The 25,864-nt window shown below is 68.4% G+C and carries 20 protein-coding genes and 1 pseudogene; 9 read left to right on the top strand and 12 right to left on the bottom strand.

Annotated features, from left to right (window positions below; all coding sequences use genetic code 11):
- Positions 1–16: 16 nt before the first annotated feature.
- The 6 genes and pseudogenes from RIB45_RS06850 to RIB45_RS06830 all read right to left on the bottom strand — a co-directional run bounded on the left by RIB45_RS06850 (position 17) and on the right by RIB45_RS06830 (position 5,266).
- The gene (locus RIB45_RS06850) at positions 17–790 is read right to left on the bottom strand and encodes an ABC transporter ATP-binding protein (protein WP_350049497.1); all 774 of its coding nucleotides are present in this window, start codon (positions 788–790) and stop codon (positions 17–19) included.
- Positions 787–921 (bottom strand): ABC transporter ATP-binding protein C-terminal domain-containing protein, encoded by a 135-nt coding sequence (locus tag RIB45_RS18115; RefSeq protein WP_502882565.1) that lies wholly within the window; start codon positions 919–921, stop codon positions 787–789. The genes RIB45_RS06850 and RIB45_RS18115 overlap by 4 nt, the downstream gene beginning before the upstream one ends.
- A gap of 102 nt (positions 922–1,023) precedes the next feature.
- A pseudogene (locus RIB45_RS18110) lies at positions 1,024–1,476 on the bottom strand (ATP-binding cassette domain-containing protein); the annotation flags it as partial.
- 110 nt (positions 1,477–1,586) lie between these two features.
- A complete protein-coding gene (locus tag RIB45_RS06840) occupies positions 1,587–2,759 on the bottom strand; it encodes a branched-chain amino acid ABC transporter permease (protein WP_350049494.1) in 1,173 nt (390 codons plus the stop codon).
- Positions 2,760–2,763: 4 nt separating this feature from the next.
- Positions 2,764–3,780 (bottom strand): branched-chain amino acid ABC transporter permease, encoded by a 1,017-nt coding sequence (locus RIB45_RS06835; RefSeq protein ID WP_350049493.1) that lies wholly within the window; start codon positions 3,778–3,780, stop codon positions 2,764–2,766.
- A gap of 145 nt (positions 3,781–3,925) precedes the next feature.
- The gene (locus RIB45_RS06830; RefSeq protein ID WP_350049492.1) at positions 3,926–5,266 is read right to left on the bottom strand and encodes a substrate-binding protein; all 1,341 of its coding nucleotides are present in this window, start codon (positions 5,264–5,266) and stop codon (positions 3,926–3,928) included.
- A 202-nt stretch (positions 5,267–5,468) separates the two neighbouring features.
- Between RIB45_RS06830 and RIB45_RS06825 the strand changes: the two genes are divergently transcribed.
- From RIB45_RS06825 to RIB45_RS06810, 4 genes are all read left to right on the top strand, one after another.
- Positions 5,469–7,067: a helix-turn-helix domain-containing protein gene (locus tag RIB45_RS06825; RefSeq protein WP_350049491.1), complete on the top strand. Its 1,599-nt coding sequence runs from the start codon at positions 5,469–5,471 to the stop codon at positions 7,065–7,067.
- A gap of 112 nt (positions 7,068–7,179) precedes the next feature.
- Positions 7,180–7,566: a response regulator transcription factor gene (locus RIB45_RS06820; RefSeq protein ID WP_350049490.1), complete on the top strand. Its 387-nt coding sequence runs from the start codon at positions 7,180–7,182 to the stop codon at positions 7,564–7,566.
- A gap of 31 nt (positions 7,567–7,597) precedes the next feature.
- Positions 7,598–7,891, top strand: a complete 294-nt coding sequence (locus RIB45_RS06815; RefSeq protein ID WP_350049489.1) for a hypothetical protein — start codon at positions 7,598–7,600, stop codon at positions 7,889–7,891.
- A gap of 15 nt (positions 7,892–7,906) precedes the next feature.
- Positions 7,907–10,702, top strand: a complete 2,796-nt coding sequence (locus RIB45_RS06810) for an ATP-binding protein (protein ID WP_350049488.1) — start codon at positions 7,907–7,909, stop codon at positions 10,700–10,702.
- Between the two features lie 68 nt (positions 10,703–10,770).
- Here RIB45_RS06810 and RIB45_RS06805 read toward each other — a convergent pair whose 3' ends face one another.
- Together RIB45_RS06805 and RIB45_RS06800 are read right to left on the bottom strand one after the other, a co-directional pair.
- Complete coding sequence (locus tag RIB45_RS06805) at positions 10,771–11,685, bottom strand: pirin family protein (RefSeq protein ID WP_350049487.1); 915 nt, start codon at positions 11,683–11,685, stop codon at positions 10,771–10,773.
- Between the two features lie 49 nt (positions 11,686–11,734).
- Positions 11,735–12,121, bottom strand: a complete 387-nt coding sequence (locus RIB45_RS06800; protein WP_350049486.1) for a hypothetical protein — start codon at positions 12,119–12,121, stop codon at positions 11,735–11,737.
- A gap of 148 nt (positions 12,122–12,269) precedes the next feature.
- Between RIB45_RS06800 and bchI the strand changes: the two genes are divergently transcribed.
- From bchI to bchO, 3 genes are read left to right on the top strand one after another with little or no spacing between them, the layout of a single operon-like run.
- Positions 12,270–13,310, top strand: coding sequence for a magnesium chelatase ATPase subunit I (bchI, locus tag RIB45_RS06795; protein ID WP_350049485.1), 1,041 nt, complete (start codon positions 12,270–12,272; stop codon positions 13,308–13,310).
- Positions 13,307–15,157, top strand: a complete 1,851-nt coding sequence (locus RIB45_RS06790; RefSeq protein ID WP_350049484.1) for a magnesium chelatase subunit D — start codon at positions 13,307–13,309, stop codon at positions 15,155–15,157. Before bchI ends, RIB45_RS06790 begins: the two co-directional genes overlap by 4 nt.
- Before the next feature lie 16 nt (positions 15,158–15,173).
- Positions 15,174–16,067, top strand: coding sequence for an alpha/beta fold hydrolase BchO (bchO, locus tag RIB45_RS06785; protein ID WP_350049483.1), 894 nt, complete (start codon positions 15,174–15,176; stop codon positions 16,065–16,067).
- A 221-nt stretch (positions 16,068–16,288) separates the two neighbouring features.
- Here the strand turns inward: bchO and RIB45_RS06780 are convergent, their stop codons facing one another.
- Genes RIB45_RS06780 through RIB45_RS06765 form a run of 4 tightly spaced genes read right to left on the bottom strand, consistent with a single transcriptional unit; the run spans position 16,289 to position 21,501 of the window.
- The gene (locus RIB45_RS06780) at positions 16,289–16,912 is read right to left on the bottom strand and encodes a sarcosine oxidase subunit gamma (RefSeq protein WP_350049482.1); all 624 of its coding nucleotides are present in this window, start codon (positions 16,910–16,912) and stop codon (positions 16,289–16,291) included.
- Positions 16,905–19,964, bottom strand: a complete 3,060-nt coding sequence (locus tag RIB45_RS06775) for a sarcosine oxidase subunit alpha family protein (protein WP_350049481.1) — start codon at positions 19,962–19,964, stop codon at positions 16,905–16,907. The genes RIB45_RS06780 and RIB45_RS06775 overlap by 8 nt, the downstream gene beginning before the upstream one ends.
- The gene (locus tag RIB45_RS06770) at positions 19,961–20,221 is read right to left on the bottom strand and encodes a sarcosine oxidase subunit delta (RefSeq protein ID WP_350049480.1); all 261 of its coding nucleotides are present in this window, start codon (positions 20,219–20,221) and stop codon (positions 19,961–19,963) included. Before RIB45_RS06770 ends, RIB45_RS06775 begins: the two co-directional genes overlap by 4 nt.
- Before the next feature lie 23 nt (positions 20,222–20,244).
- Positions 20,245–21,501: a sarcosine oxidase subunit beta family protein gene (locus tag RIB45_RS06765; RefSeq protein WP_502882564.1), complete on the bottom strand. Its 1,257-nt coding sequence runs from the start codon at positions 21,499–21,501 to the stop codon at positions 20,245–20,247.
- Positions 21,502–21,948: 447 nt separating this feature from the next.
- On the opposite strand from RIB45_RS06765, the gene RIB45_RS06760 reads away from it, so the two are divergent.
- Positions 21,949–24,048, top strand: a complete 2,100-nt coding sequence (locus tag RIB45_RS06760; RefSeq protein WP_350049478.1) for a hydantoinase/oxoprolinase family protein — start codon at positions 21,949–21,951, stop codon at positions 24,046–24,048.
- Entirely contained in the window at positions 24,045–25,784 is a 1,740-nt protein-coding gene (locus RIB45_RS06755) for a hydantoinase B/oxoprolinase family protein (protein ID WP_350049477.1), read from the top strand. The genes RIB45_RS06760 and RIB45_RS06755 overlap by 4 nt, the downstream gene beginning before the upstream one ends.
- Positions 25,785–25,864 lie beyond the last annotated feature (80 nt).

Here is a 25,864-nt window from a genome sequence, read left to right as displayed (position 1 = left end):
GTCGCGGCCGGCCGGATCAGACCGCGAGATACTCCTCGCGAATCTCCTTGTTCTCCAGCACCTCGGAGGCCGCGCCTTCGTAGACCACCTCGCCCATGTCGAGGATCAGCGCACGGTCGGCGAGCTTGAGAGCCGCAATCGCGTTCTGCTCCACGATGATGGTGGTGATGCCGAGCTCCCGCACCTCCTGCAAGGTGCGTTCGATCTCCTGCACGATCACCGGCGCCAGGCCCTCATAGGGCTCGTCCAGCAGCAGAAGCTTGACGTCCCGAGCCAGCGCCCGGCCGATCGCCAGCATCTGCTGCTCGCCGCCGGACAGCGTGGTGCCCTCCTGCTGGCGGCGTTCGCCCAGCCGAGGAAAGAGGCTGTAGATCCGGTCGAGCGACCAGCCCACAGGCTCCGCAATCTGGGCCAGCTGCAGGTTCTCCTCGACGGTCAGCCCCTGGATGATCCGGCGGTCTTCCGGCACAAGGGCGATGCCGTTCTGCGCCGCCTCGTGGATCTTCATGTTGTGCAGCGGCTTGTGGTCGAGCCAGATCTCGCCCTGCTTGAGCTCCGGCGAGCCGGTGCGCGCGATGGTGCGCAGGGTCGACGTCTTGCCGGCCCCGTTGCGTCCCAGGAGCGCGAGGATCTGCCCCTCGCGGACGTCGAACCCGACGCCCTGCACGATGTAGCTTTCGCCGTAATAGGCGTGCAGGTTTCGACAGGAGAAGTAGGCCGGCGGGGAGGCCGCGAGCTTGTCGCGCGGGGGGCCGGCTTCAGTGGATCCGTGGGTGGCCGCTTCAGTCATACGTGCGCTCCGCCGAGATAGGCTTCCTGAACCTTGGGATTGCCGCGGATCTCTTCCGGCGTGCCCTCGGCGATGATCGCGCCCTGGGCCAGCACGGAGATCCAATCGGCCAGCGAGAACACGACATGCATGTCGTGCTCGATGATGACCTTCGTCATGCCGCGCTCCTTGATGCGCTTCAGCAGGTCGATGGTTCGGTTGGTGTCGTGCCGCGACATGCCGGCGGTCGGCTCGTCGAGCAGCAGCAGGCTTGGATGCTGGATCAGGCACATCGCGAGCTCCAGCCGGCGCTTGTCGCCGCGCGACAAATTGCCGGTGTGCTCGTCCTTCAGGTGATAGAGGCCGATGTCCTCCAGCGTGTGCTCGGCCTCGTCGGTCAACTCCTTCTCGGCGAACATCGACTTGAAGGGGTTGAAGCTGAAGGAGCCGTCGCGGCTCGCCAGCGCGGCGATCTCGACATTCTGGATCAGCGTCAGGTCCAGGAAGATCTCCGGCGTTTGAAAGACGCGCGCCACGCCCAACTGGTTGATCTCATGCGGCGGCCGGCCGGTCAGGTTGGTCCCCTTGAACATCACCGACCCGGTGTCCGGCGTCAGCCGTCCGACGCAGACGTTCAGCAACGTCGATTTGCCCGCGCCGTTCGGCCCGATCACCGCGTGGGTGCGGCCCTTCTCGATCTTCAGGTTGATGTGCGAGAGCGCCTGCAGCCCCCCGAAGGTCTTGTTGACGTCCGAGACGTCCAGAACGATGTCGCTCATCGGCGAAAATCCTCACTCAATGGCCCGACCGGGCGGGCTTACTCCGACGGCTGCGCGGCGCCGCCGGCGACGGTCTCGTCCCCGCCGGCGCGCTTGGCGCGGATGTAGGCGGCGATGCGCCGCATGCCCTCCATCAGTCCGCCGGGCAGGAAGATGACGACCAGCATGAACAGAATGCCGAGCGTCAGATGCCACCCCTCGCCCACGAACAACATCGAGAAGCTGGTCAGCGGCTGCGCCAACGCGTCGGGCAGGACGGTGCCGTAAAGCTCGCCGAGCTGCGTCTTGTTGACCGCCGAGAAGATGTTCTCGAAGTATTTGATGATGCCGGCGCCGAGCAGCGGGCCGATCAGCGTGCCGGCGCCGCCGAGAATGGTCATCAGCACAACCTCGCCCGACGCGGTCCACTGCATGCGCTCCGCCCCGGCGAGCGGGTCGGTGATCGCCATCAGCGAGCCGGCGAGGCCGGCGTACATGCCGGAGATGACGAAGGCCACCAGCAGGTAGGGCTTGGTGTTGTAGCCGGTGTAGAGCATGCGGTTCTGGTTCGACTTGATCGCAAGCAGCTTCAGCCCGAACGGCGAGCGGAAGATCTTCAGCGACACCCAGAACGCCAGCACCAGCACCGCCGCGCAGAAATAGAAGGCCGTGAAGCCGGTCAACTCCAACCCGAACAGCGAGGGCGAGGGCAGCGCCTCCTTGGCGTCGCCCAGCAGCGCGCGGTCGATGATCCGCGGATCGCCGACCTCGAGAATAAGCGCGGTCTCGCCGTTGGTGATCGGCGTCAGCACCGAGTACGCCATGTTGTAGGCCATCTGCGCGAAGGCCAGCGTCAGGATCGCGAAATAGATGCCCGAGCGGCGCAGGCACACGAAGCCGATCACCAGCGCGAAAATCGCCGCGACGAAGACGCCGAACCCGATCGCCAGCAGCGCGTTCATCGACAAGAGCTTGAACATCCACACGGCCGAATAGGAGCCGACGCCGAGGAAGGCGGCGTGCCCGAACGACAGGTATCCGGTCAGCCCGAAGAGGATGTTGAAGCCGATCGCGAAGATCCCGAAGATCGCGAAACGTTGCAGCAGATCCGGATAGCTGGCCCCGATCGGCGACAGCCAGATCGGCGCGGTGAACACGACCAGCGCGAAGATCCCCATCAGCATGAGGTCGCGCTTCGGGGTCGACGGGTTGAAGGCGGTGACGCTGGCCATGGCTTTAGGTCTCCATCACGCCCTTGCGGCCCAGCAACCCGCGCGGACGGGTGAGCAGGATCGCGACGGCGATGAGATAGATGATGATCTGGTCGATGCCGGGGACGATTTCCTTGACCGCGCCCATCGAGGCGAAGGACTGCACGACGCCCAGCAGGAAGCCGGCCGCGACCGCGCCCGGCAGCGAGCCCATGCCGCCGACCACGACGACGACGAAGGACAGCACCAGGAAGTTCATGCCCAGATTGTAGTCGGGCGGCAGGATGGGCGTGTACATCGTCCCGGCCACGCCGGCGACGATCGCGGCGATGCCGAAGACGACCGTGAAGCGTCGTTCGATGTTGATGCCGAGCAGACCCACCGTCTCGCGGTCCGCCATGCCGGCGCGCACCACCATGCCGTAGGTCGTGAATTGCAGGAAGGAAAAGACGCCCGCGATGATCAGGAAAGATCCGGCCAGATAGATCAGCCGCCACCAGGGATAGACCAGCGCGTCGTTGCCGCCGAACAGCGCGCCGATCGGCGCGGCGCCGGACACGGCGTCGGGCGCGGAGACCGGGATCGGGTTGGCGCCGTAGGTCGCCTTGATGATCTCGCCGATGCAGATCGCCAAGCCGAAGGTGACCAGAATCTGTTCGGCGTGCGTGCGTTTGTAAAAGTATCGGATCAGGCCGCGCTCCATGGCGAGGCCGATCAACAACATGACGGGGACGGCGACGACGACCGCGATCGGAATGGACCAATCGATGATGAAGGCCCCCGTCTCGCCGAACCAGATCTCCAGATAGGGCTGCTCTTTGTAGGCGTCGAAGAAGGTGATGCTCTCGTCCTTCACCTGCTTCGAGATCGTCAGCAGTTTGTTCACCGTGACGGCGACGAAGGCGCCCAGCATGAACAGCGCGCCATGGGCGAAGTTCACCACGCCGAGCGTGCCGAAGACGAGCGTCAGGCCGAGCGCGATCAGCGCGTAGGCCCCGCCCTTGTCCAAGCCGTTGAGCAGCTGGAGGAGAAGTGAATCCATCTGGTCGGTCCCCAGGGCCGATCGTCTCTCGGCGCCCTCCCCAGAGCGCCCGATCGGCGGTTAGATCGGATCGAAGCGAGCCGCGACGCGACAAGCCGCGCCGCCGGGTCTCCCCGACGACGCGACCCGCCGCGTCGCGAAAGGCTTAGACCTCGTACGGACCCAGTTCGCCCGCATACAGGTCATGCGGGTACATGATCTGCTCGGTCGGCGTCTTGTCGACGACCTGCAGCAGATCGAACTGGCTGGTCGGGTTCTCGTTCCCCTTCACGACCAGCACTTCCTTGAAGCACTGGTGGTCCTCGGCGCGATACAGCGTCGGGCCGTTGCCCGCGCCGTCGAACTCGAAGCCCTCGAGGAACTTGATGACCTCCGGCGGATAGAAGGTGCCGACGGTCTCGACCGCGTTGGCGTAGAGCAGCGCCTGCACATAGCAGGTGTGCGCCGCCTGCGACGGCGGGAAGCCGTACTCCTGGCCGAAGGACTTCACGAAGGCCTGAGAACCCTCATCCTCCAGCGACCAGTGCCAGTTGGTCGAGCCGTAGATGCCGGCCACGTTCTTGCCGGCGCCCTGCGCCATCAGACGCGAGTAGAGCGGCACGACGACCTGGAAGTCCTTGCCGTTGACCTGCTTGTCGCGCAGGCCGAACTGGACCGCCTGCGTCAGGCTGTCGACCATGTCCTTGCCGTAGTGGACGAGAACCAGCACGTCCGCGCCGCTGTCGAGCACCGGCGTGATGTACTGCGAGAAGTCGCCGGCGCCGAGCGGGGTGCGAACGGCGTTCGCCGTCTCCCAGCCCATGTTCTCCGTGACTTGCTGCATGGAGCTCTCGACCGACCAGCCCCAGTTGTAGTCGGCGGTCAGATAGTAGGCGCGGCGATCGGTGCCCATCTCGTCCTTGAGGATGGGCCCCAGCGCGGCGGCGGACATGTGGGCGTTGAAGAAGTGACGGAAGCCGTAGCGACGCCGATCCTTGCCGGTCGTGTCGTTGGCGTGCGTCAGGCCGGCCATGAAGATCGTGCCCATGTCCTGGCAGAGCGACTGCACGGCCACCGCCACGCCCGAGGACGAGCCGCCGGTGACCATGACGACGCCGTCGCGCTCGATCATGCGCTTGGCCGACGCGCGAGCCGCGTCCGACTTGGTCTGCGTGTCGCCCGTGACGTACTCGACCTTCTTGCCGAGAATGCCGTTCCCCTTGAGAGCCATCGGCTTCATGGTGTTCAGCATGCCGCCGTCGCCCTCGCCGTTGAGGTGCTTGACGGCCAATCGGTAGGCGCGCAGCTCGTCCGCGCCCTCTTCGGCGTACGGACCGGTCTGCGGCACGTTGAAGCCCAGCGTCACCGACGAGGCGTCGCCCGGATTGTTGCGGAAATCCTGCGCCCACGCGCCGCGCGCGAAGACCGACGGAGCGGCGAGCGCCGCACCGGCGATCGCCGTGCCCTTCAGCATCGTACGGCGCGACAGAGACTTGTACTTCGCCATGAAAAAACCTCCCTTCGCGACATTTTTGTCCGGCGACGGCGGGGTGCCGTTTGCCGATTGGGGCACATTAACGGCAAGGGCGCGTCGAGCTTCAAGAGAATCTTTGCAGGTTTGAAAAATTGTGTAAAAATCGAGGCAATGTGCGGCATCGCAATGTAAAAATCTTTACAAACGCGGCGTATGAACGGGGAAAACGATCCGCATGGCGCGCCTGCCCATCGGCAAGAGAATCCGCGAGGCCCGGCTCGACGCAGGGGTCAGCCAAACCGCGCTTGCAAAGGCGGCGGGGGTCTCGCCGAGCTATCTCAATCTGATCGAACACGACAAGCGACAGATCGGCGGCGCGCTGCTCAAGCGCATCGCACAGGCCCTCGATGCGCCGCTCGGTCGGTTGAGCGGGGCGGAGGACGCGCCGCTCGCCAACGATCTTGCGGAGCTTGCACGGACTCTGGCCTTTCGCGGCCTGGACGACGCGTCCGCGGCGCGCTTCACGTCCCAGCATCCGGATTGGGCGGGCGCGTTCGTCCAGCTCCATCGGCGCTATCGCGATGCGACCGAGACGGCGTTGGCGCTGTCGGACCGCTTAAGTCAGGACCCGGCCTTGATGGAGTTGAGCCACGCGGTGCTCACCCAGGTGAGCGCCATCCGCTCTTTCGCCGAGATTCTGGAGGCCTATCCCGACCTCGCGAGCGACGAGCGGGAGCGTTTTTGCGGCATCATCGCCGCCCAGGCGGACCGTCTCGGATCCAGCGCGCGGGAGATGATCGCGCTGCTCGACGGGGCGCAGAACGCCCCCACGCCCACGTCGCCGCAGAGCGAGGTCGACGATTTCATTCATCATTGCGGCAATCACCTGCCGGTGCTCGAGGAGGCGGCGGACGCGCTGCGCCGCCAGCTGGAAACCGCTCCCCAGCCCTTGGCCGCCGCCATCGAAAGCCGGCTCGTGCAGGCCCACGGCCTGCGCATTCGCCGCGGCGATCCGCTCGAGGCGACGCAAAGCGACCCGCGTGCGGACCTGCTGATCCTCGACCAGGCGGCCTTGGACAGCACCGTGCGCTTTCAATTGGCGCGAACGCTCGCGCAGCTGGAGTTGGGCGACGCGATCGAGGCGCTGGCCGCCAGCGGCCAACTCACCAGCGACGAAGCGCGCGCCATCGCGCGTCGCGCGCTCGCCAACTACGCCGCCGGCGCGCTGCTGTTCCCGTACGCCCCCTTCTTCGAGGCGGCGGAAGCGGACCGCTACGACATCGACCGGCTGGGCCAGCGCTTCGGGGCCAGCTTCGAGCAAGCCGCCCATCGGCTGGTGACGCTGCGCCGGGAGGACGCGCAGGGCGTGCCCTTCGCCTTCCTGCGCGCCGACCCGGCCGGCAACATCTCGAAGCCGTTCAGCATCGCCGGTCTGCGCATGCCGCGACTGGGCGGCGCCTGCCCTCTATGGGCGCTGTACGGCGCGTTGGCGACGCCGGACCGAACCATCGCGCAACTGGCCGAAATGCCGAGCGGCGAGCAGTATCTTTTCATCGCGCGCAGCCAATCGAAACGGGCGCCCGCCTATGGCGGGCCGGCGGCGAGCTATTCGGTCATGCTGGGCTGCGACGTCGTCTATGGCGACCGGCTTGTGTATTTCGACGCCTTCGCGTCGCGCAAACGCTCGCTGGCGACGCCGGTCGGATTCAACTGCCGATCCTGCCCCCGCGCGGGCTGCGCCCAGCGCGCCCAGGCGGCGATCACCGCCGAGGGGCCGCCGCGCGGCGTCGCATCGGCCCGCAACGATCCTCTCGCAACCGAAGGCGCGACGTGAAAGAATGGACCGGTGAAGGGCGCGCGCCAAGCGACACGCCCAAGCGACATGGACGATCCGGGCGGCGTTAGGACTGCGAACAAAACCGGACGTCCGGGGAGGACGATCGATCATGGGGACTCGCATCCTCATCGCGGAGGACGAGCCGTTCATCGTCGAGTCCTTGAGCTTCCTGCTGAAGCGCGAGGGCTATGACGTCGAAGCGGTCGACACCGGGTCGCGGGCGCTGGCCGTCCTGCAGGCCTCGGCGCCGGACCTGCTGCTGCTCGACATCATGCTGCCGGAGACGAACGGCTTCGACGTGCTGCGCCGCGTCCGGGCGAGCGAGGCCCTGGCCGGTCTGCCGGTCATGGTCCTGACCGCCAAGGGCCAGGAAGCGGACCGCAAGCGGATGCAGGAGCTGGGGGCCGACGATTTCGTCACCAAGCCCTTCTCCAACCGCGATCTGATCGAACGCGTCGCCGTGCTGCTGCGCGAAGCGGCCAAGCCGCCGGGTTGAGCCGGGCGCGCCTGCAAGGGGAGCCGGACCGATGAATCGCCGACGCCTGCGCGACGCCGCCGCCGCCCTGCCGGCCGGCGCCGTTCTGATCTTCACGCCGCCCTATATGCGGATTTACGATCAGGATTGGACCGTCTTCGGCGTGCCGTTCCTCCATGTCAGCCTGTTCGCGCTTTGGTTTGTCGGTCTTGTTCTCTCGGCCGCGCTGGCCCGCCGCCTGATCGCGGACGAGGAGGCGGGGGAAGACGGCGGGGTCGAGGCGTTGGACGCGCCGCCTCCGTCGGATGGAGCGGAGCCGCCCGCGCACGCGGCGCGCGGCGACTGACGGGGCGCCGGCGTCATGCTGACCACCGGCGTCATCATCCTGATCGCGGGCGTCTATCTCGGCGGGCTGTTCCTTCTCGCCTTCTACAGCGAACGCCGGGCCGCGCAAGGACGCGCGCGCTTCATCCAATCGCCGCTGGTCTACACGCTCTCGCTCGCGGTCTACTGCACCAGCTGGACCTTCTACGGGGCGGTCGGCTCGGCCGCGCGCAGCGGGCTCGAGTTCCTGACTATCTATCTCGGCCCCACCATCGTGCTGATGGCCTGGTGGCTTTTGCTGCGCAAGTTGGTGCGCATCTCGAAAGCGCAGAAAATCACGTCGATCGCCGACTTCATCTCAGCCCGCTACGGCAAGAGCGCCAGCATCTCGGCGTTGGTCACCTTGATCGCGCTCAGCGGCGTCGCGCCCTATATCGCGCTGCAGCTCAAGGCGGTCGCCTCCAGCGTCGACGCGCTCGGCGGCCTGCACGTACGGACTCCCGTCTCCGCGACAAACCACGGGATCCTGGCCGACACCGGTTTCTGGGTGGCGGTCTGCATGGCGCTGTTCACCATCCTGTTCGGCACCCGCAATCAAAGCGCCGACGAACGCCAGCCGGGCATCGTCGCCGCCATCGCGTTCGAATCGATCGTCAAGCTGGTCAGCCTCGGCGCGATCGCGCTGTTCGCGCTGTACGGCATGAACGGCGGGATCGCCGACCTCTATGCGCGGGCGGACTGGCATGCGGGCGTGGCGCGATTGACGACGCTCGGCGCGGAGTTCGAGACGCGCTGGCTCGCGACCCTGTTCCTGGCGGCGGCGGCCTTTATCTGCCTGCCGCGTCAGTTCCATGTCGGCGTGGTGGAAAACAACGACGAACGCCATCTGGCCACCGCCAGCTGGATGTTTCCGCTCTACCTGATGCTCGTCAGCCTGTTCGTGATCCCGATCGCGATCAGCGGCATGACGCAGTTGCCTGAAACCGCGAACCCCGATCTCTTCGTGCTGACGGTGCCGCTGTCGGAAGGCCGGACGGGGCTCGCGCTGGTCGCCTTCATCGGCGGACTCTCGGCGGCGACCTCGATGGTCATCGTCTCCTCGATCGCCATGTCGATCATGATTTCGAACCATCTGGTGACGCCGCTGCTGCTGCGTCTCAGCGTCTTCAGCCAGCAGCGAACCAGCGATTTCTCCAAGGTGCTGGTTCTGGTGCGCCGGCTCAGCATCATCGCCATCCTCACCCTCGGCTTCATCTATTACCATTCGATCGGCACGACGAGCCCGCTGGCCTCCATCGGCCTGATCTCATTCGCCGCCGTCGCGCAATTCCTGCCCGCCCTGATCGGCGCGGTCTATTGGGAAGGCGGCACCAAGGCCGGCGCCACGGCCGGTCTGATCGGCGGCTTCGGGCTGTGGACCTACACCCTGCTGTTGCCGAGCTTCGCCGGGGCCGGCTATGTGGTGATAGAGCTGGTTGAGAGCGGTCCCTTCGGGATCGAGCTTCTGAAGCCCAATGCGCTTCTCGGCCTAACAGGCTGGGACCCGCTGGTTCACGGGCTGTTCTGGAGCCTGAGCGTCAACGTCGTGCTGTTCGCGGCGGTCTCGCTGTTCAGCGAGCAGTCGCCGCTGGAGCGTCTTCAGAGCGCCGTCTTCGTCGACGCGTTCGACCGCCGGCGCACCGGAGTCGAAGGGGCGATCCCACGCTCCGCGGCCACCGAGGATTTGTTCCGTCTGGCGCGGCGCATCCTGGGGCGCGATCGCGCCGATCGGCTGTTCGCCGAATACGCCCAGTCCGTGGGGCTCGATCGGCGCGCCGATCTTCCGAAGACGGACCCCGCCCTGATCGTCTATGTCGAGCGCGCGCTGGCCGGCTCGATCGGCGCCGCCTCGGCGCGTTCGCTAGTCGCACGCATCGCCAAGGGCGAGACGATCAGCCTGGAATCCGTGATCCAGATCCTCGACGAGACCCAGGAGGCGATCCGCTACAGCCGCGAGCTGGAGCGCAAGTCGCGCGAGCTGGAGGAGACCGCTCGTCAGCTGCGCGAGGCGAACGCCCAGCTCACCGAGCTCGACCGGCTGAAGGACGACTTCCTGAGCCGGGTGAGCCACGAGCTGCGCACGCCCATGACCTCGATCCGCTCCTTTTCCGAAATGCTCGTGGAACAGGCGGCGCAACGCGGCCCGCAGGCGTTGGAGGGGGCGCAGGCGCAGCGCTTTCTCGGCATTATCCAGCATGAAAGCGTGCGGCTGACCCGTCTGCTCGATCAGATCCTGGACCTGAACCGGATGGAGAACGGCCAGCTCGACTGGGAGTTCGAACGCCTCGATCTTGTCGACGTCGCGCGCGAGGCGATGGAGACGATGCACGGTCTGGCCCAGAACAGCGACGTCGAGCTGATCGACGGGCTTGGCGACGCGCGCCTCCCGGTTCTCGCCGACGGCGACCGGCTGAAGCAGGTCTTCGTCAACCTCCTGTCGAACGCAATCAAGTTCAACGACGCCGCCGAGCGCGGCGGGATCGGCCGCGTCTGGGTCGAGGTCGACCGCACCGCCCTTCCCTCGGCCGGACTGGCCGCGATCGCGGTGCGCGACAACGGCCCCGGGATCCCGCCTTCCGAGCAACAGACGCTGTTTTCCAAGTTCTCGCGCGGCTGGAAGGAAGGGGCGCGGCGGCCGACCGGAAGCGGCCTCGGTCTCGCCATCTCCAAACAGATCATGCTGCAGTTCGGCGGGGAGCTGCTGCTGACCGCCTCCTCACTCAACGGCTCCAGCTTCGCGGTGCGCCTGACGCGCGCCGAGGACGCGGCCGAGCGACCCGACGCCGCCGAATGAACGCGCGTCGCCCCGAGCGACCGACGGGCCGGCGCCCGAAGCCCGCCGTTAGGCGAAGCGGGAGGCGATCAGGGGAGCGGGATGAAATCGTCTTCATCGCCGGGCACTTTGGGAAAGCGGCCCTCCCGCCAATCCCTCTTGGCCGCGTCGATCCGCGCCCGCCTGCTTGAGACGAAGTTCCAGAACTTGTGACGCGGACCGTCCAACGGCTCTCCGCCGATGAGGATCAGCCGAGCGCCCGCCGGCGTGCGAACGGAGACGCTCAGCGCCGGCCGCAAGACCAGCATGCGCCCGGCGTCGAAGGTCTTGCCGCCGACCTCGACCGAGCCCTCCAAGACGTATACGGCGCGCTGCTGGTGCTCCGCGTCGATCGTCAGCGTCGCGCCGGCGGACGCTTCGACGTCGGCGTACAGCGTCGGAGAGAAAACGGTGACGGGCGAGGTCTTCTCCCACGCCCGTCCCGCGACGATCGAAGCGCGCCACCCCTCCCCCTCGACGATAGGAATCTGGTTCGCCGGGTAGTGCTGGAAGGACGGCGCGCTCTCCTCATACGCCGTCGGCAAGGCCATCCAGACTTGCAGCCCGTAGAGGCGCGTTTCGCGCCCGCGCAGACGCTCGGGCGTGCGTTCCGAATGCACGACGCCGGATCCGGCGGTCATCCAGTTGACCGCGCCGGGGACGATCTCCTGAGCGTAGCCGAGGCTGTCGCGGTGCATGATCGAGCCCTCGATCATCCAGGTCAGCGTCGACAGGCCGATATGCGGATGCGGCCGCACGCTCAACGGCGAGTCCGCCGCCAACGTCGCCGGCCCCATTTGATCGAAGAAGACGAAGGGGCCGACCGCCGGCGCCTCCTTCGTCGGCAGCACCCGCCGCACGCTGAGTCCGCCGATGTCGTGTTCGATCGGCGAGATGACCAGATCGACCGGATCGCACGCGCCGGGCTCGGTGCAGATCGGATCGGTTGCAGCGCTCCAGCTCATGTCTTTTCCCCTCGCTGGCGGCCTCTTCCATACGGGCCGCTCGACCCCGTCATCCGTCGACGTCCAACCCGAACGCCTCGACCACGTCTGGGTGAATGACGTCGGCGTGAAGGGTGAGCAAGACGAGTTCCGCATCGAGGCCGCGTTCTTCCGCGACCGCCGCTTGGACCCGGCTCTCCACGGCCCGTGTCCGATCCGGCCCGTTGGTCTCGGCGTACGCATCGGGGCCGAGCGTGCAATAGGCGACGAGCGCCGCCGCCTCCGCCATGTGCGGCGCGGCGTCGCCATATGCGCCCTTCAGCAGACGGATGACGGTCATCTTCACGGCGTCGGCCGTCAGCGCCGGATGCAATCCGGCGCTGCGCAATTCGTCGTCAAGATGGCGCAGGTCGCGCGCGCGGCCGAGCCGGCCGAATATCCCCAACATCGCCGCCATTCTAGCGCAGGCGCCCCCTGCGCCGCACTAGGGAAGACGACGGCGGCGCACGCCCTCTTTTTGCCGCCCGAAACCCTCGCTATAGTGTCTCGCAAAGTTGACAGGCGCGCGGGCGACCGCGCCAGATTCAAGAGGACCCGCACCCCCTATGAGCGCCCCTTTTCCCTTCTCCGCCATCGTGGGCCAGGACGAGATGAAGCGCGCGCTGCTGATCGCCGCCGTCGACCCCCATGTCGGCGGCGTCTTGGCCTTCGGCGATCGCGGCACCGGAAAATCGACGACGGTGCGCGCGCTGGCCGCGCTGCTGCCGCAGATCAAGGTGGTCGAGGGCTGCCCCTACAATTGCGATCCGGAGCGCCCCTCGCCTCTGTGCCCGCACTGTGAGGGCGATGGGACGACGCCCGAGGGCGCGAAAAAGGCGTCCAAGGGCCGCAGGATTTCCGCCCCCGTTATCGATCTGCCGCTTGGCGCGACCGAGGATCGCGTCGTCGGCGCGCTCGATCTGGAGCGCGCCCTGACCCGCGGCGAGAAGGCGTTCGAGCCGGGCCTGCTGGCCCGCGCCAACCGCGGCTTCCTCTATATCGACGAGGTGAACCTGCTGGAGGACCATCTGGTCGATCTGCTGCTCGACGTCGCGGCGTCCGGCGAGAATCTGGTGGAGCGCGAAGGCCTGAGCGTCCGCCACCCGGCGCGTTTCGTGCTGATCGGTAGCGGCAACCCGGAGGAGGGCGAGCTGCGCCCGCAGCTGCTTGATCGCTTCGGTCTGTCGGTCGAGGTGACCACGCCCAACGACCTGGAGACCCGGGTCGAAGTGGTGCGCCGCCGCGACGCCTACGAACGCGATCCGAGCGCCTTCCACGAGCGGTGGGCGAAGGAGGAGGCGAAAATCCGCCGCCGAATCGAGCGCGCGCGCAGGCTGATCGGCGAGGTGGAGGCGCCGGAGGCCGCCTATCGACGCGCCTCCGAGATCTGCATGGCGCTCGACACCGACGGGCTGCGCGGGGAGTTGACCCTGATCCGCGCGGCGCGCGCCTCGGCCGCCTTGGACGGCAAGAAAACGATCGAGGACGAGAGCTTGCGCGCGGTCGCGCCGATGGCGCTGCGCCACCGCCTGCGGCGCGATCCGTTGGACGAAGCCGGCTCGGCCGTGCGCGTCGAACGGGGGCTCGGCGAGGTCTTCGCCGCATGATCGAGGCCGCCGCCCTGACCGCGGACGACGCATCCGCCGGCGACGGCGATCCGGCGTCAGAGCGGGTCTGGGCGGATGCGTTGACGGCGGCGGCGCTGCTGGCGCTCGACCCGAGCGGCTGCGGCGGGTTGCGACTGAGGGCCGGGCCGGGGCCGGCGCGCGACAGCTGGATGACATATCTGTCGGCCCTGATCCCGGCGGGAACGCCGGTGCGGCGCATGCCGTCGGGGATCGGCGACGAACGGCTGCTGGGCGGTCTGGATCTGGCCGCGACCTTGAAGGCGGGTCGGCCGATCGCGATGCGGGGTATGCTGGCCGAGGCGGACGGCGGTCTTCTGATCGCGGCGATGGCCGAGCGCCTGGGCGGCGAGACGGCGGCGAAACTCTCCTTGGCGCTCGACCGAGGCGCCGTTCGCCCGGAGCGCACCGGCGCCGCCGAGGAGGTGTCGACCCGCTTCGGTCTGATCCTGCTGGACGAGGGGATCGAGGAGGAGGAAGCGCCGCCGGAGGCGCTGATCGACCGGCTGGCCTTTTCGATCGATCTCTCCGCCTATCGCGGGCCGCTTGAGACCGACGGCTTTCCTTTGCCAGAGGAAATCGAGGCGGCGCGTGAGCGTCTCTCCGCCGCATCCGTGGGGGACGAGGCGATGCGCGCGCTGGTCGGCGCCGCGCTGGCGCTGGGCGTCGCCTCGGCGCGCGCGCCGATCCTGGCGCTGCGCGTCGCGCGCGCGGCGGCCGCGTTGGACGGGCGGCCGGAGGCCTCGATGGACGATTGCGCCCTGGCCGCGCGCCTGGTTCTCGCCCCGCGGGCGACGCGTCTTCCGGCCCCGCCCGAGGATCAACAGGAAGAAGAGCCCGAGGACCGGCAGGAGGAGGAGCCGCCCGAACCGCCGGAGGACCCCGACCAGGACCCGCCGTCCGAGGAGCCCGAGCCGCCGCCGGACGAGAGCGAGGCGAAGACGCCTGAAGAGATCCTGGTGGAGGCGGCGCAGGCCGCCCTGCCGCGCGATCTGCTGGAGCGGATGCGGGCCGGCGTCAAACTGCGCAGCCCCGCCTCCGCCGGGCGGAAGGGGGAGATCGCGCGCTCCCTGACCCGCGGGCGGCCGATCGGCGTGCGCCCGGGCGCGCCGCGCCCCGGCCAGCGTCTGAACGTGGTCGAGACCCTGCGCAACGCCGCCCCCTGGCAGCCGCTGCGCCGGCGCGAGCGCGGCGAAGAGACCGGCGAGGCCGCGACCCGCGTCGAGGTGCGCAAGGACGATTTCCGCATCACCCGCTTTAAGCGCGCGCGCGAGACCTGCACCGTCTTCGTCGTCGACGCCAGCGGCTCCTCCGCCTTCAATCGGCTGGCGGAGGCGAAAGGCGCGGTCGAGCTGCTGCTGGCCGAATGCTACAGCCGGCGCGATCAGGTGGCGCTGATCACCTTCGCCGGCAAGACGGTCGATCTGGCCTTACCGCCGACCCGCAGCCTTGCGCGCGCCAAGAAGCTGCTGGCCGGCCTGCCCGGCGGGGGCGGCACGCCGCTGGCCGCCGCGATCGACGCAGCCGGAGAGCTGGCCGGCAAGCTCGCCCGCGCGGGGCGGACGCCGGCGATCGTGCTGATGACCGACGGGCGCGCCAACATCGCGCGCGACGGGGCCGGCGACCCGCCGCGCGCGGCCGAGGAGTCGCTGTCGGCGGCGCGCTCCTTCGCCGCCCAAGGCCACGCTGCGCTGCTGGTCGACATCTCGCCGCGTCCGCGCGAGAACGCGCAGGCGCTGGCCGGCGCCTTGAAAGCCCGCTATCTGCCGCTGCCGCGGGCGGACGCGCGCCGCCTTAATGACGCCGTACGCGGCGCGACCGGCCGCTGAAAAGGAGAGCGACGCGATGGCGGTGCGCGACGAGCGGCTCATCTGGGCGCGCGACGGCGTCGACTGGCCGAACCGCGATCTGTCGCGCTTCATCGAGACGCGCGGGCTCACCTGGCACGTCCAACAGGCCGGGCACGGGCCGCTGTTGCTGCTGCTGCACGGCACCGGCGCCTCGACCCACAGCTTCCGCGACCTGATCCCGGCCTTGGCCCGCGACTATTCGATCCTTGCGGTCGATCTGCCCGGGCACGGCTTCACCGATCTCCCGCCCTTCTACCGGCTGTCGCTGGACGGCATGGCGCGCGCGCTGGACGAGTTGCTGCGAACGCTGGCGGCGAAGCCGGCCGGCGTCGTCGGCCATTCCGCCGGCGCGGCGATCGGCGCGCGGCTCGCCCTCGATCGGGCGATCCGAGCGGATCTGCTGATCAGTTTGAACGGCGCGCTGCTGCCGTTCCGCGGCGCGCCGAACTTCCTGTTTCCCGCGATAGCCAAGGCGCTGTTCCTCAATCCGCTGACCCCGCGCATCGCGGCCAGGCGGGCGAGCCCGAAGGCGGTCGCGCGCCTGATCCGCGACACGGGCTCGCATCTGGACGAGCGGGGCCTCGACCTCTACTGCCGGCTGATGCGCACGCCCGCCCACATCGCCGGCGCGCTGGGCATGATGGCGAATTGGAAGCTGCAGGGCTTGGCGCGCGAGCTGCCGCGGCTGGAGACGCCGATCGTCTTCGTCGCCTGCGACGGGGACCGGGCGGTCCCGCCCGCCGACGGCGCGACGCTCGCCGGCCGCGTGCCGCACGGCCGCTATCTGGAGATCCCCTCCCTCGGCCATCTCGGACATGAGGAGAACCCGCCGCGCTTCATCGAACTGATCCGCAGCGAGATGCGGCATGCGGGCGGTCGGACGGCCTGAATCGGGAGCCGCTAAAAGAAGGATAGGACAGGCAGGACGCCCCAGCGAAAGCGGGGGGCTCAGGAGTACCCCTGCGGCGGCGCCGGTTGAAAAAGGCGCCCGCCTTCGCGGGCGCACCGTCAAGGCGGCTCGACTTGATGGCGAAAAATTCCTCAGAAACCGCGCTTTAGCGAATCACGGCCGAGCTTGGCCCGACCCTCTTCCGAAGACTGCCCCCGACCTCACGCCGCCTCCACCCGCACCCCGTACTCCGCCGCCGCATGCATCAGCCAGTCGAGGAAGCTGACCGCGAAAGAGCGGGCGACATAGAGATCGGCCGTCTCCTCGTCGACGCGGTGCATCGTCACCGTCATGTGGCCGAGCGACGTTCCCACGACGCGGCCGGGATCGAAATCGCGACCGGGGTCGAGGTCGAGGGTGCAGCCCTTGGCCAGAACGTCGGTCAAGGCAGGACCCGAGATCCGCAGGCAGACCCGGCCGTGCCCCTGATCGGTCAGCGCCGCCTGCCCGCCCAGTTCGGCGGCCAGCGTCTCGACCAGGCTCGCCACGCCGCGCGCGCTCTCCGGCTCGACCAGCAGCCAGCTGTCCGGGCCGACCCACAGCGCCGTCGTCTCGCCCGCGACGGTCGCGACGAGCGGGTCGCGCGAGGGGCGCACGCCGACAGTCTTCCCGATTTTCTCGACCGTCTCGGCCGCGCTTTCCGGCCAAGCCTCGACCTGGGCGATGGCGAGCGCGGGGCGCTCCCGCACCATCAGCCTCGGCCCGTCAGCGCAGACGGTCCCAAAGTCTCCCGGCTCCAGCCGTCCTTCGAGGGCGGAGCGGCGGCGAATTTCGAGCTCAGCCATGCAGACGCTCTCCCTTCGGGTCGACGAAGACGGGCTCGACGATCTTGACCGGCACGCTCAACCCGCGCAGCGGATAGCGCATCGAAATCTCCTCGCCGAGGCGCGCGCGGCCGTTCACCACGAGGCCGAGCGCGATCGGATGGTCCAGTTCCGGGCTGTAGCCTGTGGAGGTGACGTTCCCGATCATCGGGATCGGCTTGCCGCCGGCGGCGAGCGTTCCGGCCTCGGCGGGCGCGTCCTTCTCCACCAGCTGCGCGCCTTGCCGCAGCTTCGTCTTGCCGTCGACAGGGACGAGGCCCACGACCTGCTTGCGGTCGGCGCGGATCAGATCCTCGCGTCCGGCCAGCTTGGCGCCGATGAAGTCCTTCTTGGACGACATCATGCGTCCCATGCCGAGATCGTCGGCGGTGGTGCGGCCGTCGAGCTCCGGTCCCGCGACGTGGCCCTTCTCGATCCGCATGTTGCCGAGCGCCTCCATGCCGTAGGGCGTGATGTCGAACTCGGCGCCGGCCTGCATCAGCATTTCCCACGCCGCGCGGCCGTAATCGGCCGGCACGTTGAGCTCGTAGGCGAGTTCTCCCGAGAAGCTGATGCGGAAGAGCCGCCCCTTGATCTCGCCGGCCGCCGAGCCCTTGTTGAGCGTCGCCGGGCCGCACGCCATGAAGGGAAAGGCCTCGCTCGACAGATCGATGTCGACCACCTTCTCCAGCGCCTTGCGGGCGTTCGGACCGGCGAGCGCCATCGCCGCCCACTGCTCGGTCACGCTGACGGCCTTCACGCGCAGATCCGGCCAGACCACCTGCAGGTGATAGTCGATCCAGGCCATGATGCGCACGGCGTTGGCGGTGGTCGTTGTCATCAGATAATGCTGCTCGCCCAGGCGCGACGTCGTGCCGTCGTCGAGCACGATCCCGTCCTCGCGCAGCATCAGCCCATAGCGCGCCTTGCCGACCGGAAGGGTCTTCCAGCCGTTGATGTAAAGACGGTTCAGGAACTCGGCCGCGTCCGGCCCCTGGATGTCGATTTTGCCCAGCGTGGTGACGTCGACGATTCCGAGCGAGCCGCGCGTGGCCATGGTCTCCCGGATATAGGCGTCGAACAGGCTCTCGCGCGGACCCGAGGGATAGTAGCGCGGCCGGCGCCACAGGCCGGCGTCGATCCACTCGCAGCCCTGCTCCTCATGCCAGCCGTCCATCGGCGTGCGGCGCAGCGCCATGTACCGCTCGCCCACCTCGGGCCCGGCGAGCGCCCCCAACGCCACCGGCGTATAGGGCGGGCGGAAGGTGGTGGTCCCGGTCTGGCCGATCTCCACCCCGCGGGCCTTCGCCATGATCGCGAAGCCCGGAATATTCGAGGTCTTGCCCTGGTCGGTGCCCATGCCGAGCGTGGTGTAGCGCTTCAGATGCTCGACCGAGATGTAGCCCTCCCGATGGGCGAGGCGCACGTCGGACGCCGCCACGTCGTCTTGATGATCGACGAACTTCTTGCCCGGCGTGTTGATCGGATCCGGGCATTCCCAATAGGCGCGCGGCGGGACTTCCTGCGGCGCGCTCGCCTTGGGGGCCTCGATTTCAGGCCGCGCGAGGCCCGCCGCCTCGGCCGCCTCAAGGCCGGCCGCGTGGCCGTGGGCAAGACATTCCGGCAGGGTGAAGACGCCCGCGCAGGCGCCGGCGGAGCGTTCGCGTTGGCGCGGCGGCCCCGGCAGGAAGCAGCACTTCTCCGCGTCCCAATAGGCCTTGGCGCCGGTCTGACTGGAGAGGTGCAGGGTCGGCTGCCAGCCGCCGGACATCGCCACCAAGTCGCAGGCGGCCGCGCGCTGCGAGCCGGTCGCCTTGCCGTTCTCGTCCAATTTCAGGATGGCGAGCTGGCGCACGGCGCGCCGGCCTTGGGCCTTCACCGGCGCATAGCCGCGCAGATAGGTGATGCCGCGGTCCTTCGCCTCCTGTCGGATCGGACCGGGTCCCTTCGGACGCACGTCGACGATGGATTCGATGGTCGCGCCCAGGTCATGCAGATCGATCGCGGTGCGGTAGGCGTCGTCGTTGTTGGCGGCGACGACGATTCGCTTGCCGGCCAGCACGCCGTACTGGTTGGCGAAACCCCGCACTGCGCCCGCCAGCATCACGCCGGGCCGGTCGTTGTCAGCGAAGATCAGGGGCTGTTCGATCGCCCCGGTCGCCAGCACGACCTCTGTCGCGCGGATCGACCATAGACGCTGGCGCGGCTGATGCGGCGGGGGCTTGATCAGATGGTCGCAGACCCGCTCGACCGCGCCGATCATGTTCTGGTCGTAATAGCCGAAGGCGGTGGTGCGCGGCAGGATGCGCACGTTCCCCGCCGCCTCCAGGGCGCCGCGCTCACGCGCCAGCCATTCGCCGGACTCCAGACCGTCGACCTGGAAGCGCTCCATCAAAAGCCGTCCGCCGATCTCCTCGCGCTCGTCCAGCAGGATCACCCGCCCGCCCGACGCGGCCGCGGCGCGCGCGGCGGCGATGCCGGCCGGGCCTGCGCCGATCACCAGCACCTCGCAATGGGCGCTCATCTTGTCGTACTCGTCGGGGTCGGGGGCGTGGGTGCCCGTCCCCATGCCGGCCGCTTTGCGGATCGACCGTTCGAAGCGCATCCACAGCTTGGTGTTGGCGAAGGGTCCCATGAAGGTCTTGTAGTAGAAGCCCGCCGGCAGGAAGCGCGCGAACAGCTGGTTGACCGCCTGGACGTCGAAGGCGAGCGAGGGCCAGCGGTTCTGGCTTTCTGCGACCAGCCCGTCATAGAGCGGGATCATCGTCGCGCGCGTGTTCGGCTCCACCCGGTCGCCGACGCGCAGGCGGACGAGCGCATTGGGCTCCTCCGGCCCGTTGGAGAAAATCCCGCGCGGGCGATGGTATTTGAAGCTGCGCCCGACCAGCTTCACGCCGTTCGCCAGCAACGCGGAGGCGAGGGTGTCGCCCTCGAACCCGGTCATCGGGACGCCGTCGAAGGTGAAGCTGATGCGGCGCGTGCGGTCGATGCGGCCCGCCTCGGCGTGGCGGTTGATCTGTCCCGGACCGGTCATTTCGTCACCTCGCCGGGCTTGCCGCATTGCAGGATGTCATGGCTCAGCGTGTCGCGCTTCACCGCCACATGTTGACGGCAGCCCGCGCCGTGACGCCACAACTCGACATGAACGCCCTTCGGATTGTCGCGCAGATAAACATAGTCGAAATGGCCCGCCTCAGCGCCTATCGCGGGGCGCTGAAGCGTCCCATCGCCGACATAGGTGAACTCCACCATGTCGCGCGGGCCGCACCAGGGGCACTCGATCCTCAGCATGTCGGTCAGACTCCCTTGCGCGCCTAGTGCCAGCCCGGGGTCGGGCCGGCGCCGCGCTCGTCCAGCACCGCGCCGGTCTCGAACCGGCTGAGCGAGAGCGCCTCGTTCAACGCGTGCGGCCGGTCCTGGGCGATCGTGTGGGCGAAGACCCAGCCGCTGCCGGGCGTCGCCTTGAAGCCGCCGTAGCACCAGCCGCCGTTGAGATAGAGCCCCTCGATCGGCGTCTTGCCGATGATCGGGCTGCCGTCCATCGTCATGTCCATGACGCCGCCCCAATGGCGCAGCAGACGCAGGCGCTTCAGGCTCGGCATCAGGGCGACGCCGCACTGGATCACATGCTCCAGCATCGGCAGGTTGCCGCGCTGGGCGAAGGAGTTGTATCCGTCCAGATCGCCGCCGAAGACGAGCCCGCCCTTGTCCGACTGGCTGATGTAGAAATGCCCGGCGCCGAAGGTGACGACGGTGTCGATCCAGGGCTTCAGCGGCTCGGAGACCATCGCCTGCAGCAGGTGGCTTTCGATCGGCAGGCGCAGGCCCGCCATCTCCGCCAGTTGCGTGGTGTGGCCGGCCACCGCCAGACCGATCTTCTTGGTCTTGATCGCGCCGCGGGTCGTCTGGACGCCGGTCACCCGCCCCTGTTCGACGTCGATCCCCGTCACCTCGCAATTCTGGATGACGTCGACGCCGAGGCGGTCGGCCGCCCGCGCGAAGCCCCAGGCGACGGCGTCGTGGCGCGCCGTGCCGCCGCGCGGCTGGAAGAGGCCGCCGTGGATCGGGAAGCGCGCCTTGTCCGAAAAATCGCACATCGGCGCGATCTCGCGCACCTGTTCGGCCGTCAGCAGGTCCGCGTCGATCCCGTTCAGGCGCATCGCGTTGCCGCGGCGCGCATAGGCGTCCATCTGCGCGTCGGAGTGGGCGAGGTTGAGCACGCCGCGCTGGGAGAACATAACGTTATAGTTGAGTTCGTGGCTCAGCTGCTCCCACAGCTGCAGCGACTTCTCGTAGAAGTGCGCATTGCCCTCCAGCATGTAGTTGGAGCGCACGATCGTCGTGTTCCGACCCGTGTTGCCGCCGCCGATCCAGCCCTTCTCCAGCACGGCGACGTTCTTCACCCCGTGCAGCTTGGCGAGATAGAAGGCCGTCGCCAGACCGTGGCCGCCGCCGCCGACGATGATCGCGTCATAGCTGGGTTGGGGGTCGGGGTCCCGCCAGGCCGGCTTCCAATGGCGTTGGCCCGTAAGGCCGCCGCGCAACACGCTCCAAACCGAATAGTCGTTCATCAACCGCCCTGACCGCTGCATGGGGCGCCGCCCGGCCCGACATGACGAACCCCCGCAGGTTGCGGGGGTTTTCGCGCCGTACGGCAACGTGTCGCTCATCTATCAGGGCTCACGATCCCGCGCCCGCCGATCCCCGTCAAGCTTCGGCCTTTTCGCGACATCGGCGGCGAAAATGGGACAAATCGCCGAACCGGGCGGAGCGCGCCGACCGGACGCCGCGCGTCGGGGATCTTAAGTCGGCGACGCCGATCCGCGTGTGATCGCCCCCCAGCCGCGAGCGGTCCCTCGATCGTCGCTCGTCCAGCGCGATTGTCCGGCGAGCGTCCATTATGGGAGCGCCCAGGTAATTCATATGTACACGAATGAATTGACCGGTGTTGCGATTTCAGGGACGCTTTGCGAACGCTGTCCGCTGCGCGGCGGCGCGACGGGGAGGCTTGGCGAGACATGACGGCGCGAGAGCGTGAAGCCGCCGGCGGCGCAACGGCGAGGGGCGGGCTGGTCGGCTGCGACGTTGGCGGCACCTTCACCGACCTGATCTATATCGACGTCGACGCCGACGGCGGTCAGCAAGTGCGCATCGCCAAGGTCCCGACGACGCTGGACAACCAGGCCTTCGGCGTCCTCGCGGCGCTGGACGCGGCGGAGGCCGATCCGGCGGCGCTGGCGGCGCTGGTGCACGGCACGACGACGACGACGAACGCGTTGTTGGAGCGCAAGCTGGCCAAGACGGGGCTGATCACCACCGCGGGGTTTCGCGACGTACTTGAGTTGGGGCGGCGCACCCGCCCGCAGCCCTACGGGCTGAAGGGAAGCTTCACGCCGCTGATACCGCGCGAATTGCGGTTGGAAGTTCCGGAACGGATGGACGCGGACGGCGGCGTCGTCACGGCGTTGGACGAGGCGGCGGTCGGCGCCGCCGTCGACCAGCTGATCGCGGCCGGCTGCGAAGCGCTCGTCATCCATTTCCTGCACGCCTACAAGAACCCGACGCACGAACGCCGCGCGGCCGAAATCGCGGCCGCGCGCTGGCCCAACCGCTACATCACCATGGGCCACGCCGTGTTGAGCGAGTATCGCGAATACGAGCGCGGCGTCACGGCGGCCGTCAACGCCTCCGTCCAGCCGATTCTGGAGCGCTACATCGCCCGTCTGGCGGACGAGCTGGCCGGGCGCGGCTATCGCCACGACCTGTTGGTGATGCAAGGCAACGGCGGCGTGGTCTCGGGCCGAATCGTCGCCGAGAACGCGGTCAACACGGTGATGAGCGGCCCGGCCTCCGGCGTCATGGCCGCGGCCTACACCGCGCGCGCCGCCGGCGTCGAGAGCGTGGTGACCTTCGACATGGGCGGCACCAGTTGCGACGTCGGCCTGATCAAGGACGGCGCGCCCCAGGTCTCGAACGAGTTGGAGATCGAGTACGCCATGCCGGTGCACGTGCCCATGGTGGACGTGCACACGATCGGGGCCGGCGGCGGGTCCATCGCCTCGATCGACGCCGGCGGCCTGCTCAAGGTCGGGCCGGAGAGCGCGGGCTCCGCGCCCGGACCGATCTGCTATGGCCGCGGCGGAACGCAGCCGACCATCACCGACGCCAATCTGGCGCTCGGCCGGCTCAATCCGAAGGCGCTGCTGTCGGTCGACCGTCCGGTCGGAATCGAGGACGTGCAACGGATCATCGGCGAGACGATCGGCGCGCCGCTGGGCCTGGACTGGGCGCAGGCGGCGGCCGCGATCCTGCGCATCGCCGACAACAAGATGGCGGGCGCGGTGCGGATGGTCTCGCTCAGCCGCGGGCACGATCCCCGGGATTTCGCGCTGTTTCCCTTCGGCGGCGCCGGACCCTTGCACGCCGCCTCCATCGCCCGCGAATTGGGGATTCCGCGTCTGCTGGTGCCGGCGCGTCCGGGGATCACCAATGCGCTGGGCTGCACGGTGGCGGACGTGCGCCACGATTACGTCAACACGATCAACGAACCGCTTGGGACCGTCGACATGGCGCTCGTGCGCGAGACCCTTGAAGCGCAGATCGCCCAAGGCCGCGCGACCATCGAACGCGAGGGCGTCGAAGTCGGCGACGTCAGCGTGCTCCACAGCGCCGACATGCAATTCGTCGGGCAAAGCCATTTGCTGGCGGTTCCGGTTTCAGGTCCCGACGTCGATCGAGAGACGCTGCAACAGGCGTTCGAAGACGTCTATTGGGCGCGCTTCGAGGTCGCGCTGCCGGAGATCAAGGCGAACCTCGTCAATTTACACACGGCCGTCATCGGCAAGCGCCCGCCCGTCGACCTCTCCAATCTGATCGACGAAGAGCGCGCGGCCAGCGCGCAGGCCGCCCTCGCCGGGCGCCGGACGGTCTGGTTCCAGGGTGCGGGGTGGGTGGAGACGCCGCTCTATTCCCGCGGCAAGCTGGCCGAAGGCTTCGCGATCGACGGGCCGGCCATCGTCGAACAGTTGGACAGCACCATCGTGATCGAACCGGGCATGCGCGCGCGCGTCGACGCGATGGGCAACCTGATCGTCAGCATCGGAGACGCGACGGAATGAACGCGCAGACGGACCAGGACCTCGACCCTGTCACTTTGACCGTGATCCAGAACGGCCTCGCCCAGGTCTGCAACGAAATGGACCTGGCCTTCTGCCGGGCCGCCTTCTCGCCGGTGATCTCAGAGGCGATGGACCGATCCGACGGAATCTACGCGCTGGACGACGGCGCGCTGATCGCGCAGGGGGAACTGGGGCTGCCGGTCTTCGTCGGCACCATGCAGTACGGCACGCAAGCGGTGATCGACCGGATCAAGGATCCTGAGCCCGACGACGTCATTATCTGCAACGATCCCTATCTGGGCGGCACGCACCTCATGGACGTGCGCTTCTATCGGCCGTTCTTTTATCGCGGACGGCTCTATTGCTGGCTCGCCAACACCGGGCATTGGCCGGATACGGGCGGGATGGTGCCGGGCGGCTTCTCGGCGCGCGCGACGGAGGTGGAGCAGGAGGGGCTGCGCCTGCCGCCGGTGAAACTCTTCAAACGCGGCGTCCTCGACGCCGAGATCCTAGCGATCATCCAATCCAACATCCGCATCGCCGATCAGCGGATCGGCGACATTCAGGCCCAGGCGGCGGCGTTGAAGATCGGCGACAAGCGGCTGACCGCCCTGCTCGACCGGTATGGCGAGGAGACGGTGACGGAGGCGATCCGGCAGCTGCGGCGGCGCTCCAACCAGCTGATGCGGGCAAAGATCGCGGAGATCCCGGACGGCGTTTACGAAGGCGAGGCCTTCGTCGACAGCGACGGCGTGGTGGACCAGCCGCTGCGGATCGCCATGAAGATCACCGTCGCCGGCGACGAGATGACCTTCGACATGACCGGCAGCAGCCCGCCCTGCCGCGGGCCGATGAACAGCGTGATCGCCACCACGCGCTCGTCGGTCTATCTGGCGATCAAGCACATCTTCCCCGACGTGCCGCTCAACGCCGGCGCGTACGAGCCGCTGAAGATCGTCGATCCCAAGGGCACCTTCCTCTACGCCGAGTACCCGCGCCCTGTCTCCGGCTGTGCGGCCGAGGTCTCGCAACGTATCGCGGAAGCCGTGTTCGCCGCGTTGACCAAGGCCGTCCCCGACGAACTGTTCGCCGCGCCGGCGGGCTCCAGCGGCAATTTCGCGCTCGGCGGCCACGATCCGGTGAAGGGCCGCTCCTATGTGATGTACGTGATCTCGGGCGGCGGCTACGGCGGCTATGCGGAAGGCGACGGCCTCTCCAACGGCTGCTCGACGATCGGGATTTCCAAGTCCCAGCCGGTCGAGGTGCTGGAGCAGTATTTCCCCGTCCTGTTTCACCGCTACGCGCTCTACGAAGGCTCCGGCGGGCCGGGGAAAAGCCGCGGCGGCATGGGCCTCAACTACGCCGTCTCGATCCGCCGGGGGGAGGCGCGGGCCTCCATGGTGATGGATCACGGGCGCGACGGGCCGCAGGGCGCGCTCGGCGGCGCCGACGGCGGCCCGAATCGGGTGCGCTTCACTTTCGCCGACGGCCGCTGTTACGAGCCTGAGCACAAATCCAAAGACCAGGACGTCACCATCCGCCCCGGCGACTTGGTCGACGTCTCCACCCCCGGCGGCGGGGGCTACGGCGACCCGTTCGCGCGCGATCCGGCGAAGGTCGCGGCGGACGTGGCGAAGGGATACTACACCGCCGAGCAGGCGGCCGACCTCTTCGGCGTCGCGCTGACGGCGGACGGATCGGTGGACGCGGCCGGGACCGATCGGCTGCGGGGCTAAGCCGCGCGCTCCAGAGAATCCTCACGGCGATTTCGGGAACGGCCTCGCGCGTTTTCCGGGGACGCGGCCGTCGCAGGCCG

The sequence above is a fragment of the Marivibrio sp. genome, from assembly GCF_040218065.1.
GTDB lineage: Bacteria > Pseudomonadota > Alphaproteobacteria > UBA8366 > Aestuariispiraceae > Marivibrio.
The sequence above is the reverse complement of the archived record's forward strand: the minus strand, read 5'-3'. Positions and strand labels throughout refer to the sequence as shown.

Bases quoted from the DNA above. Each gene is read 5' to 3' on its own strand.
- RIB45_RS06850 (WP_350049497.1), bottom strand. From the start codon at position 790: ATGACTGAAGCGGCCACCCACGGATCCACTGAAGCCGGCCCCCCGCGC.
- RIB45_RS06800 (WP_350049486.1), bottom strand. From the start codon at position 12,121: ATGGCGGCGATGTTGGGGATATTCGGCCGGCTCGGCCGCGCGCGCGAC.
- RIB45_RS06810 (WP_350049488.1), top strand. From the start codon at position 7,907: ATGCTGACCACCGGCGTCATCATCCTGATCGCGGGCGTCTATCTCGGC.
- bchO (WP_350049483.1), top strand. From the start codon at position 15,174: ATGGCGGTGCGCGACGAGCGGCTCATCTGGGCGCGCGACGGCGTCGAC.
- RIB45_RS18115 (WP_502882565.1), bottom strand. From the start codon at position 921: ATGCATGTCGTGTTCTCGCTGGCCGATTGGATCTCCGTGCTGGCCCAG.
- RIB45_RS06790 (WP_350049484.1), top strand. From the start codon at position 13,307: ATGATCGAGGCCGCCGCCCTGACCGCGGACGACGCATCCGCCGGCGAC.
- RIB45_RS06835 (WP_350049493.1), bottom strand. From the start codon at position 3,780: ATGGATTCACTTCTCCTCCAGCTGCTCAACGGCTTGGACAAGGGCGGG.
- RIB45_RS06805 (WP_350049487.1), bottom strand. From the start codon at position 11,685: ATGAGCTGGAGCGCTGCAACCGATCCGATCTGCACCGAGCCCGGCGCG.
- RIB45_RS06825 (WP_350049491.1), top strand. From the start codon at position 5,469: ATGGCGCGCCTGCCCATCGGCAAGAGAATCCGCGAGGCCCGGCTCGAC.
- RIB45_RS06755 (WP_350049477.1), top strand. From the start codon at position 24,045: ATGAACGCGCAGACGGACCAGGACCTCGACCCTGTCACTTTGACCGTG.
- RIB45_RS06760 (WP_350049478.1), top strand. From the start codon at position 21,949: ATGACGGCGCGAGAGCGTGAAGCCGCCGGCGGCGCAACGGCGAGGGGC.
- RIB45_RS06815 (WP_350049489.1), top strand. From the start codon at position 7,598: ATGAATCGCCGACGCCTGCGCGACGCCGCCGCCGCCCTGCCGGCCGGC.
- RIB45_RS06780 (WP_350049482.1), bottom strand. From the start codon at position 16,912: ATGGCTGAGCTCGAAATTCGCCGCCGCTCCGCCCTCGAAGGACGGCTG.
- bchI (WP_350049485.1), top strand. From the start codon at position 12,270: ATGAGCGCCCCTTTTCCCTTCTCCGCCATCGTGGGCCAGGACGAGATG.
- RIB45_RS06775 (WP_350049481.1), bottom strand. From the start codon at position 19,964: ATGACCGGTCCGGGACAGATCAACCGCCACGCCGAGGCGGGCCGCATC.
- RIB45_RS06770 (WP_350049480.1), bottom strand. From the start codon at position 20,221: ATGCTGAGGATCGAGTGCCCCTGGTGCGGCCCGCGCGACATGGTGGAG.
- RIB45_RS06820 (WP_350049490.1), top strand. From the start codon at position 7,180: ATGGGGACTCGCATCCTCATCGCGGAGGACGAGCCGTTCATCGTCGAG.
- RIB45_RS06765 (WP_502882564.1), bottom strand. From the start codon at position 21,501: ATGAACGACTATTCGGTTTGGAGCGTGTTGCGCGGCGGCCTTACGGGC.
- RIB45_RS06830 (WP_350049492.1), bottom strand. From the start codon at position 5,266: ATGGCGAAGTACAAGTCTCTGTCGCGCCGTACGATGCTGAAGGGCACG.
- RIB45_RS06840 (WP_350049494.1), bottom strand. From the start codon at position 2,759: ATGGCCAGCGTCACCGCCTTCAACCCGTCGACCCCGAAGCGCGACCTC.